Origin of the sequence: Rossellomorea arthrocnemi (genome assembly GCF_904424705.1) — a bacterium.
Classification (GTDB): Bacteria; Bacillota; Bacilli; order Bacillales; family Bacillaceae_B; genus Rossellomorea; species Rossellomorea arthrocnemi.
Map to the genome: position 1 here is coordinate 26079 of NZ_CAJGBF010000026.1, position 21460 is coordinate 47538.

20 protein-coding genes and 1 other annotated feature are annotated in these 21460 nt (G+C 42.1%); all 20 genes read right to left on the minus strand.

From position 1 onward, the window contains the following. Window positions 1-80 precede the first annotated feature (80 nt). Window positions 81-2012, minus strand: a complete 1932-nt coding sequence (gene thrS / locus BAA9072_RS21420) for a threonine--tRNA ligase (RefSeq protein ID WP_201716644.1) — start codon at window positions 2010-2012, stop codon at window positions 81-83. Between the two features lie 58 nt (window positions 2013-2070). After that, window positions 2071-2326 (minus strand) — a binding site (T-box leader). A gap of 68 nt (window positions 2327-2394) precedes the next feature. Beyond that, window positions 2395-3261: a sporulation protein YtxC gene (gene ytxC, locus BAA9072_RS21425; protein ID WP_201716645.1), complete on the minus strand. Its 867-nt coding sequence runs from the start codon at window positions 3259-3261 to the stop codon at window positions 2395-2397. 322 nt (window positions 3262-3583) lie between these two features. Continuing rightward, window positions 3584-4516, minus strand: a complete 933-nt coding sequence (gene dnaI, locus BAA9072_RS21430; RefSeq protein WP_201716646.1) for a primosomal protein DnaI — start codon at window positions 4514-4516, stop codon at window positions 3584-3586. A 12-nt stretch (window positions 4517-4528) separates the two neighbouring features. Next, window positions 4529-5917 carry a replication initiation and membrane attachment family protein gene (locus BAA9072_RS21435; protein WP_408015257.1) on the minus strand — a complete coding sequence of 463 codons (1389 nt, stop codon included), beginning with the start codon at window positions 5915-5917 and terminating at the stop codon, window positions 4529-4531. 67 nt (window positions 5918-5984) lie between these two features. Continuing rightward, window positions 5985-6440: a transcriptional regulator NrdR gene (gene nrdR, locus BAA9072_RS21440; RefSeq protein WP_201716647.1), complete on the minus strand. Its 456-nt coding sequence runs from the start codon at window positions 6438-6440 to the stop codon at window positions 5985-5987. 81 nt (window positions 6441-6521) lie between these two features. After that, window positions 6522-6902, minus strand: coding sequence for a cytosolic protein (locus BAA9072_RS21445; protein WP_201716648.1), 381 nt, complete (start codon window positions 6900-6902; stop codon window positions 6522-6524). A gap of 131 nt (window positions 6903-7033) precedes the next feature. Then, complete coding sequence (gene speD, locus BAA9072_RS21450) at window positions 7034-7414, minus strand: adenosylmethionine decarboxylase (protein ID WP_034756998.1); 381 nt, start codon at window positions 7412-7414, stop codon at window positions 7034-7036. Between the two features lie 576 nt (window positions 7415-7990). Next, entirely contained in the window at window positions 7991-9019 is a 1029-nt protein-coding gene (locus BAA9072_RS21455; protein ID WP_201716649.1) for a glyceraldehyde-3-phosphate dehydrogenase, read from the minus strand. Window positions 9020-9584: 565 nt separating this feature from the next. Further along, a complete protein-coding gene (gene coaE / locus BAA9072_RS21460; protein WP_201716650.1) occupies window positions 9585-10190 on the minus strand; it encodes a dephospho-CoA kinase in 606 nt (201 codons plus the stop codon). 30 nt (window positions 10191-10220) lie between these two features. Continuing rightward, complete coding sequence (ytaF, locus tag BAA9072_RS21465; RefSeq protein WP_201716651.1) at window positions 10221-10853, minus strand: sporulation membrane protein YtaF; 633 nt, start codon at window positions 10851-10853, stop codon at window positions 10221-10223. 68 nt (window positions 10854-10921) lie between these two features. After that, complete coding sequence (mutM, locus tag BAA9072_RS21470) at window positions 10922-11746, minus strand: DNA-formamidopyrimidine glycosylase (RefSeq protein ID WP_201716652.1); 825 nt, start codon at window positions 11744-11746, stop codon at window positions 10922-10924. A 24-nt stretch (window positions 11747-11770) separates the two neighbouring features. Next, window positions 11771-14401, minus strand: a complete 2631-nt coding sequence (polA, locus tag BAA9072_RS21475) for a DNA polymerase I (protein ID WP_201716653.1) — start codon at window positions 14399-14401, stop codon at window positions 11771-11773. Window positions 14402-14558: 157 nt separating this feature from the next. Beyond that, on the minus strand, window positions 14559-15494 hold the full coding sequence (gene hflC / locus BAA9072_RS21480) for a protease modulator HflC (RefSeq protein WP_201716654.1): 936 nt from the start codon (window positions 15492-15494) through the stop codon (window positions 14559-14561). Next, window positions 15487-16449, minus strand: a complete 963-nt coding sequence (gene hflK / locus BAA9072_RS21485; protein ID WP_201716655.1) for an FtsH protease activity modulator HflK — start codon at window positions 16447-16449, stop codon at window positions 15487-15489. The genes hflC and hflK overlap by 8 nt, the downstream gene beginning before the upstream one ends. Window positions 16450-16721: 272 nt before the next feature. Continuing rightward, the gene (gene pnpS, locus BAA9072_RS21490) at window positions 16722-18521 is read right to left on the minus strand and encodes a two-component system histidine kinase PnpS (protein WP_201716656.1); all 1800 of its coding nucleotides are present in this window, start codon (window positions 18519-18521) and stop codon (window positions 16722-16724) included. Beyond that, window positions 18518-19237 carry a response regulator transcription factor gene (locus BAA9072_RS21495; protein WP_201716657.1) on the minus strand — a complete coding sequence of 240 codons (720 nt, stop codon included), beginning with the start codon at window positions 19235-19237 and terminating at the stop codon, window positions 18518-18520. Before BAA9072_RS21495 ends, pnpS begins: the two co-directional genes overlap by 4 nt. 228 nt (window positions 19238-19465) lie before the next feature. Next, entirely contained in the window at window positions 19466-19942 is a 477-nt protein-coding gene (locus BAA9072_RS21500) for a MaoC family dehydratase (protein WP_201716658.1), read from the minus strand. 396 nt (window positions 19943-20338) lie between these two features. Next, window positions 20339-20608 (minus strand): hypothetical protein, encoded by a 270-nt coding sequence (locus BAA9072_RS21505; RefSeq protein WP_201716659.1) that lies wholly within the window; start codon window positions 20606-20608, stop codon window positions 20339-20341. Between the two features lie 3 nt (window positions 20609-20611). Further along, window positions 20612-21001 carry an SHOCT-like domain-containing protein gene (locus BAA9072_RS21510; protein ID WP_201716660.1) on the minus strand — a complete coding sequence of 130 codons (390 nt, stop codon included), beginning with the start codon at window positions 20999-21001 and terminating at the stop codon, window positions 20612-20614. After that, window positions 21001-21372, minus strand: coding sequence for a DUF2089 domain-containing protein (locus BAA9072_RS21515; RefSeq protein ID WP_201716661.1), 372 nt, complete (start codon window positions 21370-21372; stop codon window positions 21001-21003). Before BAA9072_RS21515 ends, BAA9072_RS21510 begins: the two co-directional genes overlap by 1 nt. Between the last annotated feature and the right edge of the window lie 88 nt (window positions 21373-21460).

Genomic DNA, 21460 nt, shown 5'->3' on the forward strand with positions numbered 1-21460 from the left:
AAATAAGAGAGGGACGGACCTCAATTGGGACTCCGAATTCGAGACATAACGAACAATTGGAGGTCCGTCCCTCTTCTTTTTTAGCGATTCGCTTCTTTTGTGATGTGTGTGATGAATTCGTCAAGGGATATGGTTTCTGATTTTTGCTCTCCGTATTTACGGACGTTTACTGCTGTTTCCTTGATTTCATTGTCACCCACTACAAGCATGTAAGGGACTTTGCTCATCTGTGCTTCGCGTATCTTATAACCGATTTTTTCATTACGGTCATCGATGTCCACACGCAGCCCTGCAGCCTGAAGCTTTTCTTTCACTTCTTTCGCATAATCGAAGTGAACATCAGGAGAAACCGGAATCACCTGAACCTGCGTTGGAGCGAGCCATGTCGGAAATGCTCCTTTGTATTCTTCAATCAGGAAGGCCACAAAGCGTTCCATTGTGGATACGACTCCACGGTGGATGACAACCGGACGGTGCTGCTTCCCGTCTTCCCCAACGTAAGTTAAGTCAAAGCGCTCAGGAAGTAAGAAGTCCAACTGAACCGTGGATAATGTTTCTTCCTTACCCAGGGCGGTCTTCACTTGAACGTCCAGTTTAGGGCCGTAGAATGCCGCTTCCCCTTCTGCTTCAAAGTACTCCACATCCAGTTCATCCATAGCTTCTTTGATCATTCCTTGTGCACGGGTCCACATTTCATCATCATCAAAGTATTTCTCAGTATCCTCAGGATCACGGTAAGACAGGCGGAACGAATAGTCATTCAGATCAAAGTCTTTATACACTTCCTGAACCAGGCGCACCACACGCTTGAATTCTTCTTTGATCTGATCCGGGCGGACGAAGATATGTGCATCATTCAGAGTCATCCCGCGTACACGCTGAAGTCCTGACAGGGCACCTGATAATTCATAACGGTGCATGGTACCAAGCTCGGCGATACGGATCGGAAGCTCGCGGTAGCTGTGGATGCCGTTTTTATAAATCATCATATGATGAGGACAGTTCATCGGGCGAAGAACGAGATCTTCATTGTCCATTTCCATGACTGGGAACATATTCTCCTGGTAGTGATCCCAGTGACCGCTTGTTTTGTAAAGCTCGACACTACCCATGATAGGAGTGTACACGTGATCATAGCCCAAACGCTCTTCTTTATCAACGATGTAACGTTCGATGATACGACGGATCGTGGCACCTTTAGGCAGCCACATCGGCAGGCCTTGTCCCACTTTTTGTGAGTTCATGAATAGATTCAATTCTTTACCGATTTTACGGTGGTCACGCTCTTTTGCTTCTTCTAAAAGACGCAAATGCTCTTCCAGATCTTCTTTCTTGAAGAAAGCCGTACCGTAAATACGTTGAAGCATTTTATTATCGCTGTTTCCACGCCAGTAAGCACCGGCAATGCTCAACAGCTTGAATTCTTTAATTTTATTTGTAGAAGGGATATGGACTCCACGGCACAGGTCGAAAAATTCACCCTGTTCATAGATGGAAACCTGTTCTCCTTCAGGAATGGCTTCAAGCAGTTCAAGCTTGTACTCGTCACCGATTTCTTCATACATTTTTTGAGCTTCATCACGACTTACTTCTTTCCGTACCACTTCCAGATTTTCTCCTGTGATCTTCTTCATTTCCTTCTCGATCAACGGTAGGTCTTCCGGAGTGAACGTGTGCTCTGAATCGATATCGTAGTAGAATCCGCCTTCAATGACCGGACCGATTCCAAGCTTCGTTTCAGGATATAGACGTTTGATGGCCTGTGCCATTAAATGGGCCGTACTGTGACGAAGGACTTCAAGGGCATCCGCTGAAGGAGGTGTAACAATTTCAATCGCTCCATCTTCCTGAATCCCTGTACGCAGGTCGATCATTCCACCATTTATTTTACCAGCCAACGCCTTCTTCTTCAGTCCGGGACTGATGGACGCAGCAATTTCTTCTGTTGTTGACCCTTTGGGAAACTCCTTGACATTTCCATCAGGGAACTGCATTTTCACTACTTCTGACATGTGATTTCACTCCTTAAAGTATCTTTATAAAACATAAAAAACCCCGCCCCTTCACGTTTGAAGGGACGAGGTTAATAAGTAAACTCGTGGTTCCACCCAACTTCTCATTGTGTGCAACAATACATACAATGACTTCATTGAAAACGAATAACGACATTTAGCCGTCAATCATTACTGTGAATCCATTATTGATTCCGTTCATGATTGAAGTTCCGAGGTGGTAAATATCACTATCGAATTAGGAAGCTTGCAGCCGGGAGACTTCCCTCTCTGTGAATGAATAGGAATATTATTGTCCTCATCATAACCTTTATTTATTGACTTATTATGTAGGTATTATAATCGGTTATGTTTTGAAAAGCAAGAGCTCCTAGAAAAAACCCTATTCATTCGCAATATCCCAGGAAGGATAAAGAAGCGTATCAGGAAAATAACTAAGCGGCAAAACATCCATTCGTTCTTCAAAAATGTTCTGAAGCGTCCTGATCAATTGGTGGTCACTGTTCCCGTATACATGTATCTTCTCAGGAGCAAGAGATAATAACGGAGCAATGGTGTATGAATCAACATATAACGGGTGATTCGTCAAAAGGCGCTTATCTATCACCTTCGTCAATTCCTGCCGCGTTACCTCTTTCATGTCTTCATCAAAGAAACGAAAGCCATACCCTGTTGAGTAAAGATGGATTGTGGACATTTTCTGCTCCCTGGATGCAAGATACTCCCGAAGCATATGAACGAACATTTGATATTCCTGCTCCATCTTATATTCATCTATGGCAAGATCCAGCATCAGGATCAGCCTTTCCTGCAGCTTCTTAAGCCTGAATTTGCTAAAGGAGTCGAATGATATTGGCGTCTTCCCTTCCAGCAAAGATTCCAAACTTTCACGGACATAACTTGCTTCGTCCCACCCTCCGATCAACTCCATCAGTTCCGGTCGTTCCCCCATCCTCATCTCTGACACGATTTCTAGTATTTGATTGATTTCATCAACATCTTCATAGAAGTAATTTTCTCTCAGGGCTGATTCGGACCAGTCCATGCATTTATCATTCATGACGAATTTGGAAACCCCGTTAAGCAGCTTTTCACTCTCTTTAAAGAAGGGGGAAACCTCTATTGTCAGATTGTAGTGAGTTGTATGTTGAAAGAGCGTTTCATGAAACCACGATTGGATGAATTCTTTATTGAGGTATTCTTGAAGCTTTATCGCATCATTTTTTTGCTTGAAAATAAATTCAATCAAACTTTCTCGCCTCCTTAAACCCAATTCCCTGATTTATATATATGGGAGGCTTGTATAAATTAGAAGTTGATGAGTGAATTTCTTTTCCGCGAGCCGGGATAGAGGTGGAAGCGGTGGTAAGGGTTTCGATTTCGTTTCCGTTACATATTTGGTGGGAATGGGTGTTGGCGAGGTCATTACCTATGGGCTGGTTGCGGCCGTTTGGTGAGCAATCTTACCTAGATTGGTGTCCGATTAACAATATATATATAAATCGCCGTGTGTACACACTTGCCCACCTAAAAAAAGAAAGGAAACCGCATTCGATTTCCTCTCCATCAAACTATTCCCTTCGATTCCGCCCATCAATCAACACAGGCTTAGACAAATATTTAATCCGCTCCATAATCCGTGCAGCCTTCAGCTTTTCTTCTTCCCCGCGCTGGCTATACGTTAAATGGTGGGTCAGCTCGTTGAAGTTAAAGTTGGAAGTGAAGAATGTCGGCAGGTTTTCAAGCATCCGGTACTGCAGGATCGTACCGAGGATTTCATCTCTCCCCCAGCTGGACATGGTTTCTGCACCAATATCATCAAGCATGAGGATTCGTGCTGATTTTACCATCTCAAGCTTTTCATTCACTGAATTATCACCGAGTGATTGTTTGATTTCCCTGAAGAACTCGGGAACGTAAACGATAAGAGACGCTATTTTTTTCTGAGCGAGTTCATTGGCCATGGCTCCAAGTAAATAGGACTTGCCCACTCCGAACTTTCCGTAAAAATAGAGACCTTTCATTTTAGTCCCTTCTGTATAGGTCTCCACGAAATTCTTCGCAAGGCGTACTGCTTCCAGACGGCTCTTCGAATCAAGATCCAGTGTCTGGAAGGATGCCTGTAAAATATCCTTTGGTACATACAGACTTTTGATTAGACGTTGAGCACTTGTTCTTTCATCATGGATGACTTTCCGGGGACAGCGATGGTAATCGATGTCGATGGTGTTCCCCCTGATGACTAAATGAGGATCATATCCCTCCATCATATTTTTACATTCCTGCAAAGAAGGACAGTACCGGCATTCCTTGCTTTGAGAGATATACTCGTATAACTTCATCAGACTTTCATTGACCATTTCACCCGTTACGCGGCCATCATTCTTTCGGATAAAATCTTTCACATCATTGTTTTCAAGAATCTCTTTTTTCATTTGTTCATATCGTTGTTGAAACGAACCAGAAGTCGCCAACCTTTTTAAGGTGTTATTGATTCTCTCCATCGTTATGTTCACCTACTTCCGAAAATTTTTAAGCTCTTCTTCGAGTTTTTTCTTTTCTGCTTCGAAATCGTATCCTTCTGCAGGAGTATCGGATTCTTCCGATACTTCGTCTTCTTTGAACCAGTCCGGCAGTTTCTCTGTACGAATCGGTTTTCTCCGCCTGTTCGATTTGGATTCTTTTTTACCTTCAGCCCACTCAAGATATTGCTTATGTTCCTTTTTCGCTAACTCCATTGCTTCATTTGCCGATGTCACTTTTTTTCTCGACCAGTGAGACGCAATTTTTTCCATATAACCCTTTGTCAGCTTCATGTCCGTTTTTAATAGCACATATTGTACCAGCACATTCATGACGCCGATCGGCAACTTCTGTGACATGAGTACTTCCTCGACGGCTTGCAGATCTGCTTTGGAAGGAGAGCCGCCATTGGATATGTCCGATAATACGTCCTTCGGTGATGTGGTTTCCAGGTATTCAATGAGCTCTTCTTCCTGAGAAAGCGGTTTATCCCGTGCGACAGGCTTCTTCGTTTCCATTCGCGTCGTCAAATCCGGCAGTTGATCCCCTGTCTGCATACCGTACCAGTCACGGGCAGTCTTACGCAGCAATTCAATATCAATCGTATCGTCCGCATCCAGTGAACTTAAGACAATATTCTTCATTTGAAGAGGATCGATCCCATACAGATAACTCAGCTTTAAAACGGTTTCCTTCACTTTCGGCGTAAAGGCTTTACGCGGGACCATGGATTCGGATAATCCGGCAAGTAGCAGTTGAAAATCAAAATCAACTTCGTCCAATGCAAGTCCATCATTCTTTCCGTATTTCATATATTGTTCACCTGATCCGGTTTCCGAATCCACATTTGCATCATGGTGAAGAAAATTGATTTGTTCAGATGTAAAGACATCTTGAAAGGAACGGGTAATATTGGTGTACTGTTTTTTATCAACGGACACATCCGTGAAAAATTTCTTCAAACGTAAATAATGAGTCCGGCCGATCTTACGGTAAAGATAGACATTCAACATTCCATCGTGAAAAAATTCCTCTGCTGACAGAGGAGGCTGCAGCTCATAGAGAAAACTCCGTGCCTCACCGTCCTTGTTTTCATAAGCCTTTAATAACCCTATTCCCTCAAGCTTCATCCTAGCCTCATACACATCCTGAAGATTGACAGAAAGAACGTTCATTAGATGATAATGGGTTGAATCTGTCGACCAAAGGCGGTTCTCTTCAACCTCTCCCCATAAACTCATATAGAGACTATAGCAAATGGAACCGATTAATGGCTGGTATAAAAATGTGATAATTTTCCTGTCGTATTCCTGAAGCATCCCGTTTGTCCCTACCGTGTAGTGATCGACTGGCTGTATTTCGTTCCAATGCTTCTTCATCATAGTTGGATTCTACCTTTCAAGAAATAAAGAGAAAAGAGCCAAAGAATACCATCTTCAGCTCATTCTTCTACTCTTTTTTTATTAATTCTTTTAATTCGTCTATAAATACATTAATATCTTTAAATTGTCGATATACAGATGCAAAACGGACGTATGCCACTTCATCTACTTTTGCAAGATGATCCATGACCATCTCACCGATTTTCACAGATTCCACTTCAGATGCTCCCTGATTTCGAAGGTCCTTTTCAATATCAGTGGAGATCCTTTCTAATCTTTCAAGAGGTACAGGGCGCTTCTCACATGCCTTGATCAGTCCTCTCAAAATCTTTTCTCGACTAAACTCTTCTCTTACCCCTTCTTTTTTCACCACAATTAAAGGAAGCTCTTCAACCTTCTCAAAGGTCGTGAAGCGAAAATTACATTCTTCACATTCTCTTCTTCTCCTGATTGAACGTCCTTCATCAGCAGGTCGGGAGTCCACTACTCGTGTACCATTATGCTGGCAAGACGGGCATTTCATAATATCAGCTCCGTTAAACATACTATTACCTTCATCATATAAAAAAGCTGCGACATACACAAGCTTCTATAGGATTTACCGTTATTTCACTTTCGTCAATTCGCTATCGAGCTGGTGATAATAATGGCTGATTTGCGCTTTTAATACTGTATATGTACCAAAGATCTTTCCTTTATCTGCACTGATCTTGAAATCGACCGCCGTTTCAAGGGGTCTCACCGTTATGACCGTGGCAACGATAAACAATTGAGGCGTCCCGTTTTTCCGGACCGTGATTTCCCCTCTGTCCTTGGACTGGGAGATCACCTCATACTCTGACGATGAGAATAATCCCAAAACTGCATTAAATGCCCCTTGATGCATGGATTTATAATAGCGTGATTGCAACTCTTTATCTTCATGCCGGTCGGATGTTTCACATTCCGATTGAAATCGCTTTAACAGGGTACGTATCCCACTCATATCAAGTTCCTCCCTTTAGTTACCCTTATTTTACACGAAAAGGCCCGATTGAAAAACCCAAAAGTGTACAATGAATCATCGCACAAAAAAAGAGATGCATAAATCACGCATCTCTTCTGAGTTATTATCGATTAAAGGGCTTGAGCCTGAGACTTTTTCACTTGTACCGGACCCATACCACGCGGCAATTCAATCGTTTCGCGTGTGTCAGCACCAAGAGCATCTGCAATATATTCAGCAGCGATATTAGGATCTAAATCACCGCAAGTATATACATCAATACTGGCATAGCCATGTTCAGGAAAGCTGTGGATGGTTAAGTGTGATTCTGAGATGATCACCACTCCACTCACACCTTGAGGAGCAAATTTATGGAAAGCTACCTCACGAACTTCTGCACCTGACTTAAGCGCAGCATCTACGAATGTTTTCTCAATTCCTACTACATCGTTTAATTTTTCAAAATCGCAACCCCATAATTCAGAGATTACATGACGACCCATTGTTTCCATTTTCGTATTTCCCCCTTTGACATGATTTTTTTCGTCAAAATGAACGAATCCTTTGGCAAAATCTTAACTACCACGGGGGAAAGTTAGTCCGAAGAGGTCCTAACCCTTTAAGTAGTTAAATCAGTATTCATTTGCTAATAAGAAGTTCACGAAAAATAGTATACTTTGTTTAAATCTCTTTTGCAATAAATTTTTATAAAGTTTTTCATATGGGTGGGTAATCGTTTGATTTGGCTATAGTGTAAAAACCATGACCGTTCCTTTCCGCTGCAGGCACTCGCTTTCCGCGGGGCTGGCGGTGAGCCTCCTCTGCATTTCGATCTGTCCAGCTTTTCCCGAGGGAGTCGAGTGCCTTCCGCTTCCATCCACTCTTTGGTACTACACTAGTTTCACATTTTTACAGATAGAGGAAATCAACTCTTTTAAAGGTTACAAACAGACTTTACACGATAGCATCTAGATTCCTTCACTTTAAGAGAACTTACCCTGCCCATTTATTAAAGTGTAATAAAAGAAAAGAACGCACCTGAAAAAGGCACGTTCTAATATGTCACTTTATGATTTATGTTGGTTCTTTCAAACGTTGACTTCTTGTTTAGCGTGCATTTTACTTGCGACGAATTTAGCCAGGTCGACGACGCGGCATGAGTAGCCCCATTCATTGTCGTACCAAGCCAGCACCTTCACTTTGCGGCTGCCCATAACCATCGTGGACAGTCCGTCAATGATGGCTGAATGAGGGTTTGTATTAAAGTCGATTGAAACCAATGGTTCTGTTGTATATTGAAGTACTCCATGGAGGGAACCAAGGGATGCCGTAATGAATGCTTCATTGATTTCTTCAACGGTTACGTCTCTTTTCACATCCACTACCAGATCGACTAATGAAACGTTGGGAGTCGGTACACGCAACGCCATTCCATGAAGCTTCCCGTTTAATTGCGGAAGTACCAGGGATAATGCTTTCGCTGCACCAGTAGTCGTCGGGATGATCGATTGTCCGCACGCTCTCGCTCTTCTTAAATCTTTATGTGGGTTATCGATATTCTTCTGATCATTCGTGTAAGCATGGACGGTCGTCATGAGACCGTTTTCAATTCCAAACTGCTCATCTAACACTTTCGCAACCGGAGCTAAACAGTTTGTCGTACAGGAAGCGTTGGAAATGACGCTGTGTTCTTCTATATTTAATGCGCTTTCATTTACACCCATCACAATCGTTACGTCTTCATTTTTACCAGGGGCCGTCACAATGACTTTTTTGGCTCCAGCTTCTAAATGAAGGCTCGCTTTGTCTTTTGAATTGAATTTTCCAGTCGCTTCAATCACGATATCGATGTTCAGTTCATTCCAAGGTAAAGCTTTAGGATCACGATTACTTAATAGTAGGACACGTTTCCCGTTGACGATGAGGGCGTCATCTTCTGTCACCACATCTGCCTGGAATGTACCATGATTTGTGTCATACTTTATTAAATGAGCTAATGTTTCAGCCGGGTAGCTTGCGTTAATGGCTACAACCTCTAAGTTATCCTCTAATATCGCTTTTCTGAAAACCATTCTTCCGATACGTCCAAAACCATTGATTGCAATTTTCGCCTTCATAAATCCGGCTCCCCTCTATATTAATGTTATACTTATATGTTTATTTGCTAAAAATAGTATAACATATTTAGAGAATTAGTTAATAAGTATTTTGCGGATTTTAAATGTTTTATTATTCTGATAAATAGGCTTATTGTATGTATATTTTTGTGGTGTGGATTCATACTTGATTTCAAATGTTACCGATTAATAACTTGACGGGTTTCATGTGCTGGTTGAGTTCCACTCCAGGTTCTCGCTTTCCGCGGGGCTGGCGGTGAGCCTCCACGGCTGCAGGTAGTGTCCTACCCTTGTCCAGCTCCGGCGGCTAGCCCCTCGAGGTCATAAGCTAAATGGGCCAAGAAGGCAAAAAACGCCTTCTTAGGCCCATTCATCTTATGCTTGTCGGGGCTGAGCAAGCCGCCTCCGCTTTTCGTTGTTTCCCGCAGGAGTCGAGCAACCTTCCGCTACACTCAACATGAATACCATGATGGTACCAATAATAAATATCAAATCATTCCATTCCAATTCCCCTTTTAGACAAAATAAAAAACCGACAAGGATTTCTTGTCGGTCATTTGTGATGCTATGGTTGTAAGTCCCACTCTGCTAATAGAGCCTCAAGTTGTTCTTTTGTCTCATGGAGTGATCCGTTGTTGTCGATGACTGCGTCGGCAAGGTTCACTTTATCCTTTAGGGGGAATTGGGAAGCGATGCGGGATGCTGCTTCTTCACGGTTGTAGTGATTCCGTTCCATTAAGCGAGATAGCTGGGTTTCTTCGTTCACATATACTACGAGTGTGCGATCGACCATCCACGTAAGGTCGCTTTCAAATAGTAAGGGAATATCCATGAAAATCGTGTGTTTGCCTGCCGCTATGGCTTCATCTTTATGCTGCAGCATCATGCTTCTGACGGCTGGGTGCACGATGGCATTCAGTTTTTTTCTTTTTTCTTCAGAGTTGAAGATGATTTGACCGAGTTTTTCCCGATTGATGGTTGATTCGTTTTCGTGAAGGATCCTTTCACCGAATTCCTCAACAATGGCAAGATAAGCCGGCTGACCAACTTCTACGACCATACGGGCAGCCAGGTCTGCATCGATGACGGTATATCCCTTTTCATTTAACATGGTTGAAACGGTACTTTTACCACTGGCAATTCCTCCAGTTAATCCAATAATGCTAGCCATGATCGTATCCTTTCCCATACTCGCCGGTTACTAAAACCGAAGGATACCGATCAGGATGAGCAGTACCCCCGGCAAGAAGGATACCCTGTGAATCCAGCGCAGATGAGAGAAGAATTCTCCCATTTTCAATCCGGAGAATAAAAACGCAAAGCTCATCATAAAGATCGCCAGGGTCAGTAATAGCGGCGAGAAGTGTAATAATGCAGCACCGATTCCGGCACCGAAGGCATCGAGTGACAGGGCAATTCCAAGCATGAATGCCTCGATCCCTGTAATCGTACCAGATTTATCAAAGTCCGCCGTGAGCGGTCTTCTTAATATTTGAATCACTAAACCTATGGATTTAATTTCAAAATTGATCAATGTTTTTTCGTGTGATAAAACTGTTTCCTTTTCCGGTCTGAAAAACTGATAAAGAACAGCTGCTCCGATCACGACAAGGATCAGTCCGCCGATTCTTCCTGCCCAGAGCGGGGTAATAATAGACCCGATGGTTTGACCGAGTAACATGGCGAGCAATAAAGAGCTCGCTGAACATATGGATATGATGCTGATTGATTTTGTAGGGATTTTTACTTTTCGCAATCCATAAGTTAAACCGGTGCTAAAACTATCGAGACTCACAGCAAACGCCAGCAGTAATAAGGAGATTGTTTCACTCATCTAATAGCCCTCCCGAAAATCATTACAATACTATATGGTAAGGGCTTATCAAATGTTAAACGTTCTTACTACCGTTGACATTGAGGGCAGTAATGGGTCCCTCTCCCGGCTGACACTTTTTTCTCGATTGGTATGCCGCAGTTTCGGCAAGGCTCTTCTTTCCTGCTATATACATAGAGGTTCTGTTGAAACATTCCCATTTGACCTTGTGAATTCACATAAGATCGAATCGTACTCCCGCCCATTTCCACGGCTTCGGTTAACGTATGAATGATCTCTATGTGCAACCGTTCGATTTCTTCCCGTGACAGGGACTTTGACTTCCGATCGGGATGGATGCCAGCACGGAATAACGCTTCATCCACATAGATGTTTCCAAGACCCACGAGGACCGTTTGATCCAATAAAGTGGCTTTCACGATCCTTTCCGTCCTGCCAAGCTTTTCTTCCAAATAGTCCACTGTGAACTCAGATTGAAACGGCTCCGGTCCCAACTGAAGGAGGGGGAGGTGGAGTAATTCCTCCCCCTTCTTGAACAGATGCATCGTTCCAAACTTCCGGACATCACGGTATCTGAGTTCCGTCCCGTCCATAAAGTGAAAAATGACATGAGTATGTTTTTCAATGGGATCCTGATGTTCAGCCAGATTATACTTTCCTTCCATCCTTAAATGAGAAACGAGGGCTACATCATTACAATAAAAGATTAAAAATTTCCCTCTTCTTCTCATTTCAACAATTTCCTGACCTCTCAAGCTATGAATAAATTCTTCTGTTTCAACTGGATTTTTAATCATTTTTGGCCAAAAGACACTTACATCTTTTATCTTTTTTCCCAGTACAAGAAGTTCTAATGTTTTTCTGACTGTTTCTACTTCAGGCAGCTCAGGCATTCTGCCACCTCCTTCTGCACGGCACTACTTCGCGTCGTACCACGTTTGTCCATATGAGTAATCAACCTTTAAAGGGACTTCTAGCTCCATCGCGTTCTCCATAACTTCAGGCACAATTTTCTTCAATACTTCTATTTCATCTTCAGGAGCTTCGAAGATTAGTTCATCATGCACCTGTAATAGCATTCTGGATTGAAGGTTCTCTTCCTTTAACCGGGCCGCCATATCGATCATGGCTTTCTTGATGATATCTGCTGCGCTTCCCTGAATCGGTGTATTCATCGCTGTCCGTTCAGCAAAGCTTCTTAAGTTAAAGTTACGGCTTGTGATTTCAGGAAGGTAACGTCGGCGATTCAGAAGAGTCGTCACATATCCCTTCTGTTTCGCATCCTGTACGATGTCATCCATGTATTCTTTTACTCCAGGGAAGCTTTCTAAGTACTTCTTAATGAATTCCCCAGCTTCTTTTCGTGTAATATCAAGGCTCTGTGACAGTCCGTAGTCACTGATTCCATATACGATACCGAAGTTAACGGCTTTCGCATGCCTTCTCATATTGGACGTGACCTCGTCCTTCTTCACTCCAAAAACGTCCATGGCTGTTTTCGTATGAATGTCCATATCATTACGGAAGGCTTCCACCAGTTTCTCATCACCCGCTATATGGGCAAGTACCCGTAGTTCGATCTGAGAATAATCGGCAGCGAACATGACCCATCCCTTTTCTGAAGGAATGAATGCCTGACGGATCTTCCTTCCCTCTTCCAGACGGATCGGGATGTTTTGAAGGTTGGGATCCGTTGAACTCAGACGGCCAGTTTGTGTAAGTGCCTGGTTGAAACGAGTATGGATCTTACTTGAGTCTTTATGAACAACTTTCAATAACCCTTCCAAGTATGTGGATTGTAACTTCCCTAACTGACGGTAATGAAGGATATGATCAATGATTTCATGCTTGGACTGCAGTTTTTCCAAAACGTCTGCAGAAGTAGAATAACCTGTTTTCGTCTTCTTTACTACCGGTAATCCGAGCTTTTCAAAGAGGATCACGCCCAGCTGCTTCGGTGAATTGATATTAAAGCTTTCCCCCGCCAGTTCATGAATGTTTTTCTCCAGTTCTTCCAGTCGGTGAGCAAGTTCTTCTTTCATGGAAAGCAGACGCTCCTGGTCCACTTTAACGCCGGTGAATTCCATCTCGGCCAAAATAAGTGCAAGGGGTAATTCTAATTCCATAAACAATTCATAAAGATCATTTTCCTCTAATTCTTTCATACACGTGTCCTTCAATTCATGAAGGATGAATGCCTTCCGTGCAAGATGCTCGGCTAAAACCTCATTGGAAGGAACTTTTTGCTTTGCCCCTTTTCCATAAACCGCTTCATCCGATTCAATTGAAGGCTGACCGTGCCCTTTCGCAATGGACGCAAAGTCTTCACTTGATTCAGCGGGATTAATGATATAGGAAGCTAATAACAAATCGAACTCGATTCCTTTGATGTCGATTCCTTGTCTTTTTAAGGCAACGACCGTTTCCTTCGAGTTGTAGACATACTTCGATGCGCCGGCATTTTCCGCCCATTCCTTAAAGTGTTCAGAGTCCAGCGCCGTTTCTAGGGTGAAGAATATCGTCCCATTCTCGTTGTGAAGACTCATGCCGATGACTTCTCCAAGGTGATAATTCTCTTCAAGCATTTCGATGTATAACGAGCTATCGCCTGAAAGATGTTCTTCTTTAATATTCTCCACTATTTCATAGGAGATATCATCCAGTTCCTTGGATTCTTCTTGAGTGGATTCACCCATTTTCTCAAGTAAAGAGTTGAATCCAAGATCCCGATATACTCCTTTCAGTTTCCCTTCATCCATACCATCATATTTCAGCTCTTCTACTGAAATCTCAATAGGAGCTTCCCTGAGGATTGTTGCAAGCTCCTTACTCATGATTGCCTGGTCCTTGTTCTCTTCCAGCTTTTCTATTAGTTTCTTCCCGCTCACTTTGTCAATGGACTCAAGGAGCCTTTCAAGGGAATCGAATTCCTTCAAGAGTTTAATCGCTGTTTTCTCACCGACACCGGGAACTCCTGGGATGTTATCAGAGCTATCCCCCATCAAGCCTTTCATATCAATGATCCGATCAGGTGTGATCTCCCACTTTTCTTTAATGTGCTCCGGGGTATACACTTCAATATCCGTTATCCCTTTTCTCGTGATGCACACCGTCGTACCTTTGGAGCTCAGCTGGGTTAAATCCTTATCTCCCGAGTACACCTTTACATCAAACCCGTCAGATTCTGCCTGCAGCGAAAGAGTACCGATAATATCATCCGCTTCATAGTTTTCTAATTCATAACGCTTGATTCCGTAAGCATCCAACAGTTCCCGTATATAAGGGAATTGCTCGGACAACTCTGGCGGGGTTTTCTGTCTGCCGCCTTTGTATTCCGTGAATGTCTTATGACGGAAAGTCGTTTTTCCTGCATCAAAGGCCACAAGGATATGAGATGGCTTTTCATCTTCCAGTATTTTTTGCAGCATGGTCGTAAAGCCATACACCGCGTTTGTATGTACACCCTTGTCGTTATTTAATAATGGAAGGGCAAAGAATGCACGGTAAGCAATACTGTTACCGTCAATCAAGACTAATTTTTTTGACATGTAAGTACCTCCTGTAAAGGCTTTTGTATCTATCTATTTATTCTATCATGTTGGGGAATGAAAGGAAAAACGGGGCACTTATTTGATCCAAAACACTGTATAATCAAAAAGAACTCTTGAAGAATGGGCCTCTCCCCTCTCCAAGAGTTTCTTTATATTATTCTGTATACCCCATCAACAGCCTTGCGTAAGGGGAATCGGATGGCAAGATGATAACCGTCTTATCGTCCACTGTTTTCTTATACGTTTCAAGTGTTTTATAAAGATCATAGAAACCGGGATCCTTTGAGAAGGATTTGTTATAGATTTGAGCAGCTTCTGCTTCTCCTTCGGCGCGGATCACATTAGCATCTGCCCCGGCCTTGGCAAGAAGCTCCTTCACTTCACGATCCGTCTCTGCGGTTACCCTTTGTTTCTGGGCATCTCCCATGGACAGGTATTCCTGTGCTTTCGATTCACGCTCTGAAATCATTCGTGTGTAGACAGAGTTTTCATTCGCTTCAGGCAGATCCGTTCGTTTCATGCGGACATCCTGAACGATGATTCCGTATCCATCCCGCTTCAACAGCTCATTTACCTTGTCTGTTACTTTATCATTCAGGCTTCCCCGTGAAGACTTCTCATCATTGATGATCTCATCATATTCCAGTCGCCCCAGTTCTGACCGGACAACCGAGTAGATGAACTCTTCCATCTTCGTCTCGGCATTGATCACCGTTCGGGCATTTTTGATCATCTTGAGTGGATCTTCGATCCGCCAAACGGCATAATTATCGATGAGCATCCGCTTTTTATCTTTTGTGTTGATCTCAGCTTCAGTTACATCATACGTCATTTGATGCTTCGGAAGAGTGGTGATCGACTGGATGAACGGGATCTTATATTTCAGACCCGGTTCTTTATCGATCCTGACCACCTCACCGAACTGACGGACGACTTTGTACTCCCCCTCTTTGACGATGAAGAGACTCGTGAACAGGAGAAGGATAGCAGCAATGAGAATCACGAGAAAGATACCTAATTTGGTATACCTCTTCCACTCGATTGGATCTTTTTTCTTCGTATTGAGGTCAAAAACGTTCTGATCACTCATTCTCATCACTTCCTTCCTGTTTCACCGGAGGATTCTGATTCTCCATTTGACGGATAGGGAAGTATTTCAACGTTTCCCCGCTATCCTTCATAATATAGATTTCTGCATTTGGCAGAACATTTTCAAGAGTCTCAAGTACGAGACGTTTTCTTGTAATCTCAGGATTCGACTTATACTCATTGTAGAGCTTATCAAATACAGCAACATCTCCACGTGCCTGCTCCACACGGGCGATTTTATCCCCTTTTGCCCTGGAAATGACCGCATCCTTTTCACCTTGTGCTTCATTCGATCGCTGATTACGATATTTCTTCGCTTCATTTATTTTCGTATTCATCGTTTCTCTTGCATCCGTTACGGCCGTAAAAGCAGAACGCACCTCTGCATTGGGCAGCTCAACATCTTGCAGTTTCACGGCAAGAATAGAGATTCCAATATCGTAGTCATCGATCAACCCAGTCAATAAATCTCTGACATCTGCCTCAATTTCTGCTTTTCCAGATGTTAAAGCATCATCGATCAATGAGCTCCCTATAATGCTTCTTAATGAAGATGAAGTCGCATCATACAGGATTTCCTTAGGATTATCCGAGTTGAATAAATAGCTTTCAGGGTCCGTAATCTTCCATTGAACTACTAGATCAGCGAGGACAATGTACTCATCTCCTGTGATCATTTTTGTTTCTTTCGGGAAGTCTTTGATTTTTCCGTCCTTCTCTTCATATCCAAATTGAAGACTGAACGTTTCCTTCGACAGCACTTCCACCGACTGTACCGGCCACGGCATCTTGAAATGCAGACCAGGCTCCACAACCGGTTCTCCTGCTTCCCCGAAGGTCAACACCAGTGCTTGTTCTGATTCGTCGACAGTATACCAGGATGTAAGTAGTACAACAATTAAAATAATGGCTGCAAGCACCATTCCTGCTACCACATATACACGCTTTAAACTCATATGCACCCTCCCTTTTCTATCTCTATATCTTATTTTCTGCTTACTAAGATATACGGACATAAGACAAAAAGGTTTCAATAATATTAAGAGAAGATGACAAAAAAGAATAATGATAGCGTTTTCATAAACAAAAAGCGAAAAGACGAGAACGGGGTTGGTTCTCGTCTTTTCTTAACACCTTGGATGAAGGGGTTTCACTTAGTATCGTAACACCTTATTGTTAATTGGGTTTTAACGCATTGTAAACCCAATGTAAAATAATCGCAAACATACTAAGTATTTCCTTTACCTTTATCGGATGAATGGACGGAAAGCTTTTTATTCAGGGTGACGGTGAAGGTTGTACCTTTATTTAATTCACTTTCCACGTCAACATTACCTTCATGTGCTTCGATAATATGCTTCACAATCGCCAAGCCTAAACCGGTTCCGCCTGAATTACGGCTTCTCGCTTTATCGACCCGGTAAAAACGTTCAAAGATGCGTGGAAGCTCTTCCTGATTGATCCCCATCCCGTTATCCTTTATTTTGACGTAGACCTTATGCGGATCTTCTTGTACCGTAATCGATACATTCCCGCCTTTAGGCGTATACACAATCCCGTTGCTGATCAAGTTGATGAACACTTGTTTTAACCGGTAGGAATCGACTTCTGCCATCCCCCTTGAATCAAAGGACGTTTGAAGGGAAATGTCTTTCGATTTCGCTTTTTCTTGTAAAATCGGCATTACATCTTCGATCAGCCCTGCCACCTCTGTCTCATGAAGGGACAGCTCAAATCCTTGCCTCTCGATTTTGGACAATTCCAGGAGGTCCTGGATCAGGGATTGCAGTCTTTCACTTTCCATCAAAATAATGTCTAAAAACGATTTTAAAGTATCCGGATCATTCATCGCACCGTCCAACAACGTTTCGGAGAATCCCTTGATGGAGGTAATTGGCGTTTTCAGTTCATGGGACACATTCGCCACGAAGTCTTTTCTCATTTGTTCGAGCTTTTTGAGTTCCGTTATGTCATGGAAAACGACAACAATCCCTTTCCATTCATCATTTTTACCTATGATAGGGGCCCCGTACACTTCATAATGCTTTCGATCCAGTTTATAGGGGAGAAGAATTTGTCTCCTTAAACGCTCCTCCGTCATGAAGATTTCCTCCACAAGCTTATTCACTTCATGATAGTGAATAACCTCATGATATCGCACTTTCTTCAACTGACTTTCCTTAAGATCGAAGAAATCCCTGAACGTTTTGTTTGTCAGGACGACCAAGCCACGATGATCGATTAAAAGAAGGGCACTCCCCATGTTTTCTATCAGGGTCGTTAATCGATTTTGCTGCATGTCCTGAGCATTCACCATCTCTTGGAGGTTTCTGGCCAAAATATTAATGGAGGTACTTAACATACTTGTTTCATCCAGCCGGTCCTCGTATGTCCTGGCCCGGTAATTCCCCTTGGCTAGTTCGATTGCCACGTTGGTTGCGGATTCAATGGGTTTGGTATATCTCACAGTAATCCTCGAGCCGAGTATGATGATGAGAACCAGAGCAAGGCCAAGGGAAATGGACAAGACAAACCAGATTTGCTGCGTCCCCTTTTCAAGGGCTTCGACCTCAGTATTCATAATCAGAAGCCCCATCATTTTCCCATTGTCGTTTTTTAATGGGTACCAATAATATCGAAATTCATCCCCGGAAGTGACGAGTTTTTTATGCTTCTCTTTTACATCCCAATTTTTTTGGATTTCCTGTACGATCCTCTTTTGCTGAGGACCGACCATTGACTCCAATGCTTCTGTATCATGGACCACACTTCCGGCATTATCAAGAATCGTAATCCGGACATCCAATATGTCACTCAATTCTTGAATCATGTCCGGATCGATTTCTTTCGGCGTCCCGTTTTCTTCAATAGAGCTTGCCAGTAATCTTGCTTCTTTCTGGATCCTTGAGTTAAACGTATCTAAATAAAAGTTCTTGAAAATCTGTCCCAAAAGCAGACCAAGTCCTATTAATACAGCGATGATCAAACTAATTAGAGCAAAAAGGAGCTTCGTTCTAAATTTGGTCATCGATTTTTCGGCTCCTCCAGTTTATATCCGAGGCCACGGATGGTTTTGATATAGGTAGGTTTTTTCGTATTGGATTCTATTTTTTCCCGCAGATGGCTGATATGCACATCCACAATCCTCGTATCCCCGGCGAAATCATAGTTCCATACAGCACTCAGCAACTGATCTCTCGTCAACACTCTGCCCTTATTCTCAGTCAAATACAATAGAAGCTCGAATTCCTTAGGGGTTAATTCCAGCAACTCCCCCTGGAAATACGCCTCGTACTGTTCAGGATATACTTTTAACTCACCGACTTCCTTATAATCGGTCGGTTCTTGTGAAGCTGGGTTTGCCGCTTCCTGAATGGCCTGGCTGCGTCTTAGGATTGCCTTTACCCTCGCCACCACTTCCCGGGGGCTGAACGGCTTTGTCATATAATCGTCAGCTCCAAGCTCCAAGCCAAGTACCTTATCAAATTCATCATCCTTGGCCGTTAACATCAGGATAGGGATATTAATCTTTCGTTGCCGAAGTTCTTTACACACTTCGATTCCATCCATGGACGGAAGCATCAGGTCAAGAATGATAAGGTCCGGTAATAGTTCAATTGCCTGATCCCTGCCTTCTTCTCCATCGTGTGCCGTTGTGACCGAATAACCGGATTGCTCCAAATTATACTTTAACAGTGTTGCAATAGATTGTTCATCATCGACTACCAAGATTTTTTTGCTCATTTGTTGTGCCTCCATACAAAAGAAAATTAACCCCAACATCCAAATGCATATGTAATTGTACTCTCATTATAATATAAATCTGTGGGCTTACCATCATTTAAAGAGATTTAGCACTTTTTTGTTTTCTTCAACCTTTCACTCTATTTGTATATAATGCAGTTGTCCGTCTTGATTTATCATTTGGGTGTATAAAAAAAAGAGCTATGGCAACATAGCTCCTCCAAGTCATCAGAAGTTTTCCAATGCATGACTATTCATTTTTTCTAAGCGGTGAGGCGGACACACCTTGATGGTTCCGTTAATCACCTTTTCATCCTCTTCGTTGGTGGCCGATACCTGAATGGTTACCAAATGGTTACTTGGATTTACTTCTGTCACTTCGAACAGGAATTGTACCGTTGCGTAGTGATAGACAGGTTTGGGAAATTCTATGTTTTGCTCAACGATATGGGATCCCGGACCCGGCAGGTATTTCGAAACGGCCGATGTAATGATCCCTGTCAGCATGATGGATGGAACGATCGGTTTTTTAAAAGGTGTTTGTGAAGCATAATCATGTTGGATATATAATGGATTGGCATCGTTGGTGAGCCCAAGATATAGAAGCAGTTCGTTGTCTTCTATTTTTTCTGTCAGAGTCAGCTTTTCGCCAACCGTCATTTCTTCGATTTTTCTTCCTAGTTTTCTCTTTTTCCCTAATAACATAAGAAGCACCTCCACGTATGTAAACGATTACAATTTTTATTATTAAAAATTGTTTTTATTGTCTGTCTTTTAATATTTTATCATTTTTAGGGTTTCCATACAAAGAGTTTTTACGCATGTGGGAGTTATTTTATAAGGTGGAGCAGGTTTCATTTATTATTTTACAATTGATTGTATGCCTGTGCTGATGTAGTGATTAAGATATTCTCTCCACATTTGACAAACCAATTTTCTTCAACGAAACTCCCATTAATGGAATAAAGAAATAGCCGAAGATCTGCTACCCGTTCTTCAGCTATCGCGCCATTTATTGGAAAATGTTTCAAATAATCATTAAGGGTACGGCTCAGAGAACCCGAAAAGCACTGTTAGTCTCTTATGGTTTAGAAATTTTTTTTAAAGCTTTACTTCTACCATTGTTCCATCCTTCAATTTCGTGTCAACCAGGATAACTCCACGGTGTTTAGATAGTCCCTGCAGCAACGGCTTCAAATCTTTTCTTTCTATTTCCGGGAAAATGAATTTGCTGCCATCTTTTTCAATTGCTTTATTTATTATGCGATTAATCCTTTTTGATGTAATAATAAAACTGATCAAATTTAAAATCGCATAGGGAACGGGAATGGAGAATCGTTTATCCTTTACTTTCAGTTTGACTTTTAACATAATCTACTCAATCACCACAAACACTTTATCACCATTGGCCGAGGTTATGTCAACAATCTGTCCGTCCAATTCGTTTTCAATTGCATCGATGAGCAGGTCAACATTAATATCTTTTACATATCTTTCTGCCTGAGGTATTTTTTCAGCAATATTTGTACCTACTTTTAAAACAGCCTTTACTAAATTTATCGGTAAATTCACATTCACATTATCACCTTCGTCGGAGTTAACACGAATTTTCAACATTTTATTTCCATATGGAACTTCTTTTTTTATTGTCGCTAGCTCTGGCTGATCTTTAACTTGTAAAATATTAATTAATTCACTTGCTTTTTCCTTATCAATCTTTCCTTCTTCCACCAGCGTTAAGACTCTCGATATTTCGTCCTTCATTATCCTTCCCCCTCTTTTAATAACTGAATGGCTTTCTCTGCTGTAATCTCGCCTTTTTCCAATAACGATACAATTTTTTTCTTATCCACTTCCGGTTTCTTTTGAGAGGAATATCCCATAGCAGAAATAATTTCATCTAATTTTCCTCTGACAGTCGGATAGGAAATTCCGAGCTCTTTCTCGACCTCTTTGATATTTCCACGGCATTTAAGAAAAATCTCAATAAAATGCAGTTGTTCCTGACCGAGAGCCGCCAGTCTTGAAACTTCAAATTCATTTTCTACGGTTGTGTGGCAATGGTTACACTGTAGCTTTGTAATTTTAAGTGCTTTCCTGCAAACAGGACAATTTGTGAGTAAAGGATACGCCATACTGTTCTCCTTTCTTTTATTAAACATATCATACACTATTTCTTTAAATATTAAAATTATATTTTAATATTAATTATAAATATTTATA

Coding starts and splice junctions, on each gene's coding strand:
- ytaF (WP_201716651.1), bottom strand. CDS start 10,853: ATGAGTGAAACAATCTCCTTATTACTGCTGGCGTTTGCTGTGAGTCTC.
- polA (WP_201716653.1), bottom strand. CDS start 14,401: ATGTCAAAAAAATTAGTCTTGATTGACGGTAACAGTATTGCTTACCGT.
- coaE (WP_201716650.1), bottom strand. CDS start 10,190: ATGGCTAGCATTATTGGATTAACTGGAGGAATTGCCAGTGGTAAAAGT.
- BAA9072_RS21515 (WP_201716661.1), bottom strand. CDS start 21,372: ATGGCGTATCCTTTACTCACAAATTGTCCTGTTTGCAGGAAAGCACTT.
- mutM (WP_201716652.1), bottom strand. CDS start 11,746: ATGCCTGAGCTGCCTGAAGTAGAAACAGTCAGAAAAACATTAGAACTT.
- BAA9072_RS21455 (WP_201716649.1), bottom strand. CDS start 9,019: ATGAAGGCGAAAATTGCAATCAATGGTTTTGGACGTATCGGAAGAATG.
- speD (WP_034756998.1), bottom strand. CDS start 7,414: ATGGAAACAATGGGTCGTCATGTAATCTCTGAATTATGGGGTTGCGAT.
- dnaI (WP_201716646.1), bottom strand. CDS start 4,516: ATGGAGAGAATCAATAACACCTTAAAAAGGTTGGCGACTTCTGGTTCG.
- pnpS (WP_201716656.1), bottom strand. CDS start 18,521: ATGACCAAATTTAGAACGAAGCTCCTTTTTGCTCTAATTAGTTTGATC.
- BAA9072_RS21505 (WP_201716659.1), bottom strand. CDS start 20,608: ATGTTAAAAGTCAAACTGAAAGTAAAGGATAAACGATTCTCCATTCCC.
- BAA9072_RS21500 (WP_201716658.1), bottom strand. CDS start 19,942: ATGTTATTAGGGAAAAAGAGAAAACTAGGAAGAAAAATCGAAGAAATG.
- hflK (WP_201716655.1), bottom strand. CDS start 16,449: ATGAGTTTAAAGCGTGTATATGTGGTAGCAGGAATGGTGCTTGCAGCC.
- BAA9072_RS21435 (WP_408015257.1), bottom strand. CDS start 5,917: ATGATGAAGAAGCATTGGAACGAAATACAGCCAGTCGATCACTACACG.
- nrdR (WP_201716647.1), bottom strand. CDS start 6,440: ATGAAATGCCCGTCTTGCCAGCATAATGGTACACGAGTAGTGGACTCC.
- hflC (WP_201716654.1), bottom strand. CDS start 15,494: ATGAGTGATCAGAACGTTTTTGACCTCAATACGAAGAAAAAAGATCCA.
- thrS (WP_201716644.1), bottom strand. CDS start 2,012: ATGTCAGAAGTAGTGAAAATGCAGTTCCCTGATGGAAATGTCAAGGAG.
- BAA9072_RS21495 (WP_201716657.1), bottom strand. CDS start 19,237: ATGAGCAAAAAAATCTTGGTAGTCGATGATGAACAATCTATTGCAACA.
- BAA9072_RS21510 (WP_201716660.1), bottom strand. CDS start 21,001: ATGAAGGACGAAATATCGAGAGTCTTAACGCTGGTGGAAGAAGGAAAG.
- BAA9072_RS21445 (WP_201716648.1), bottom strand. CDS start 6,902: ATGAGTGGGATACGTACCCTGTTAAAGCGATTTCAATCGGAATGTGAA.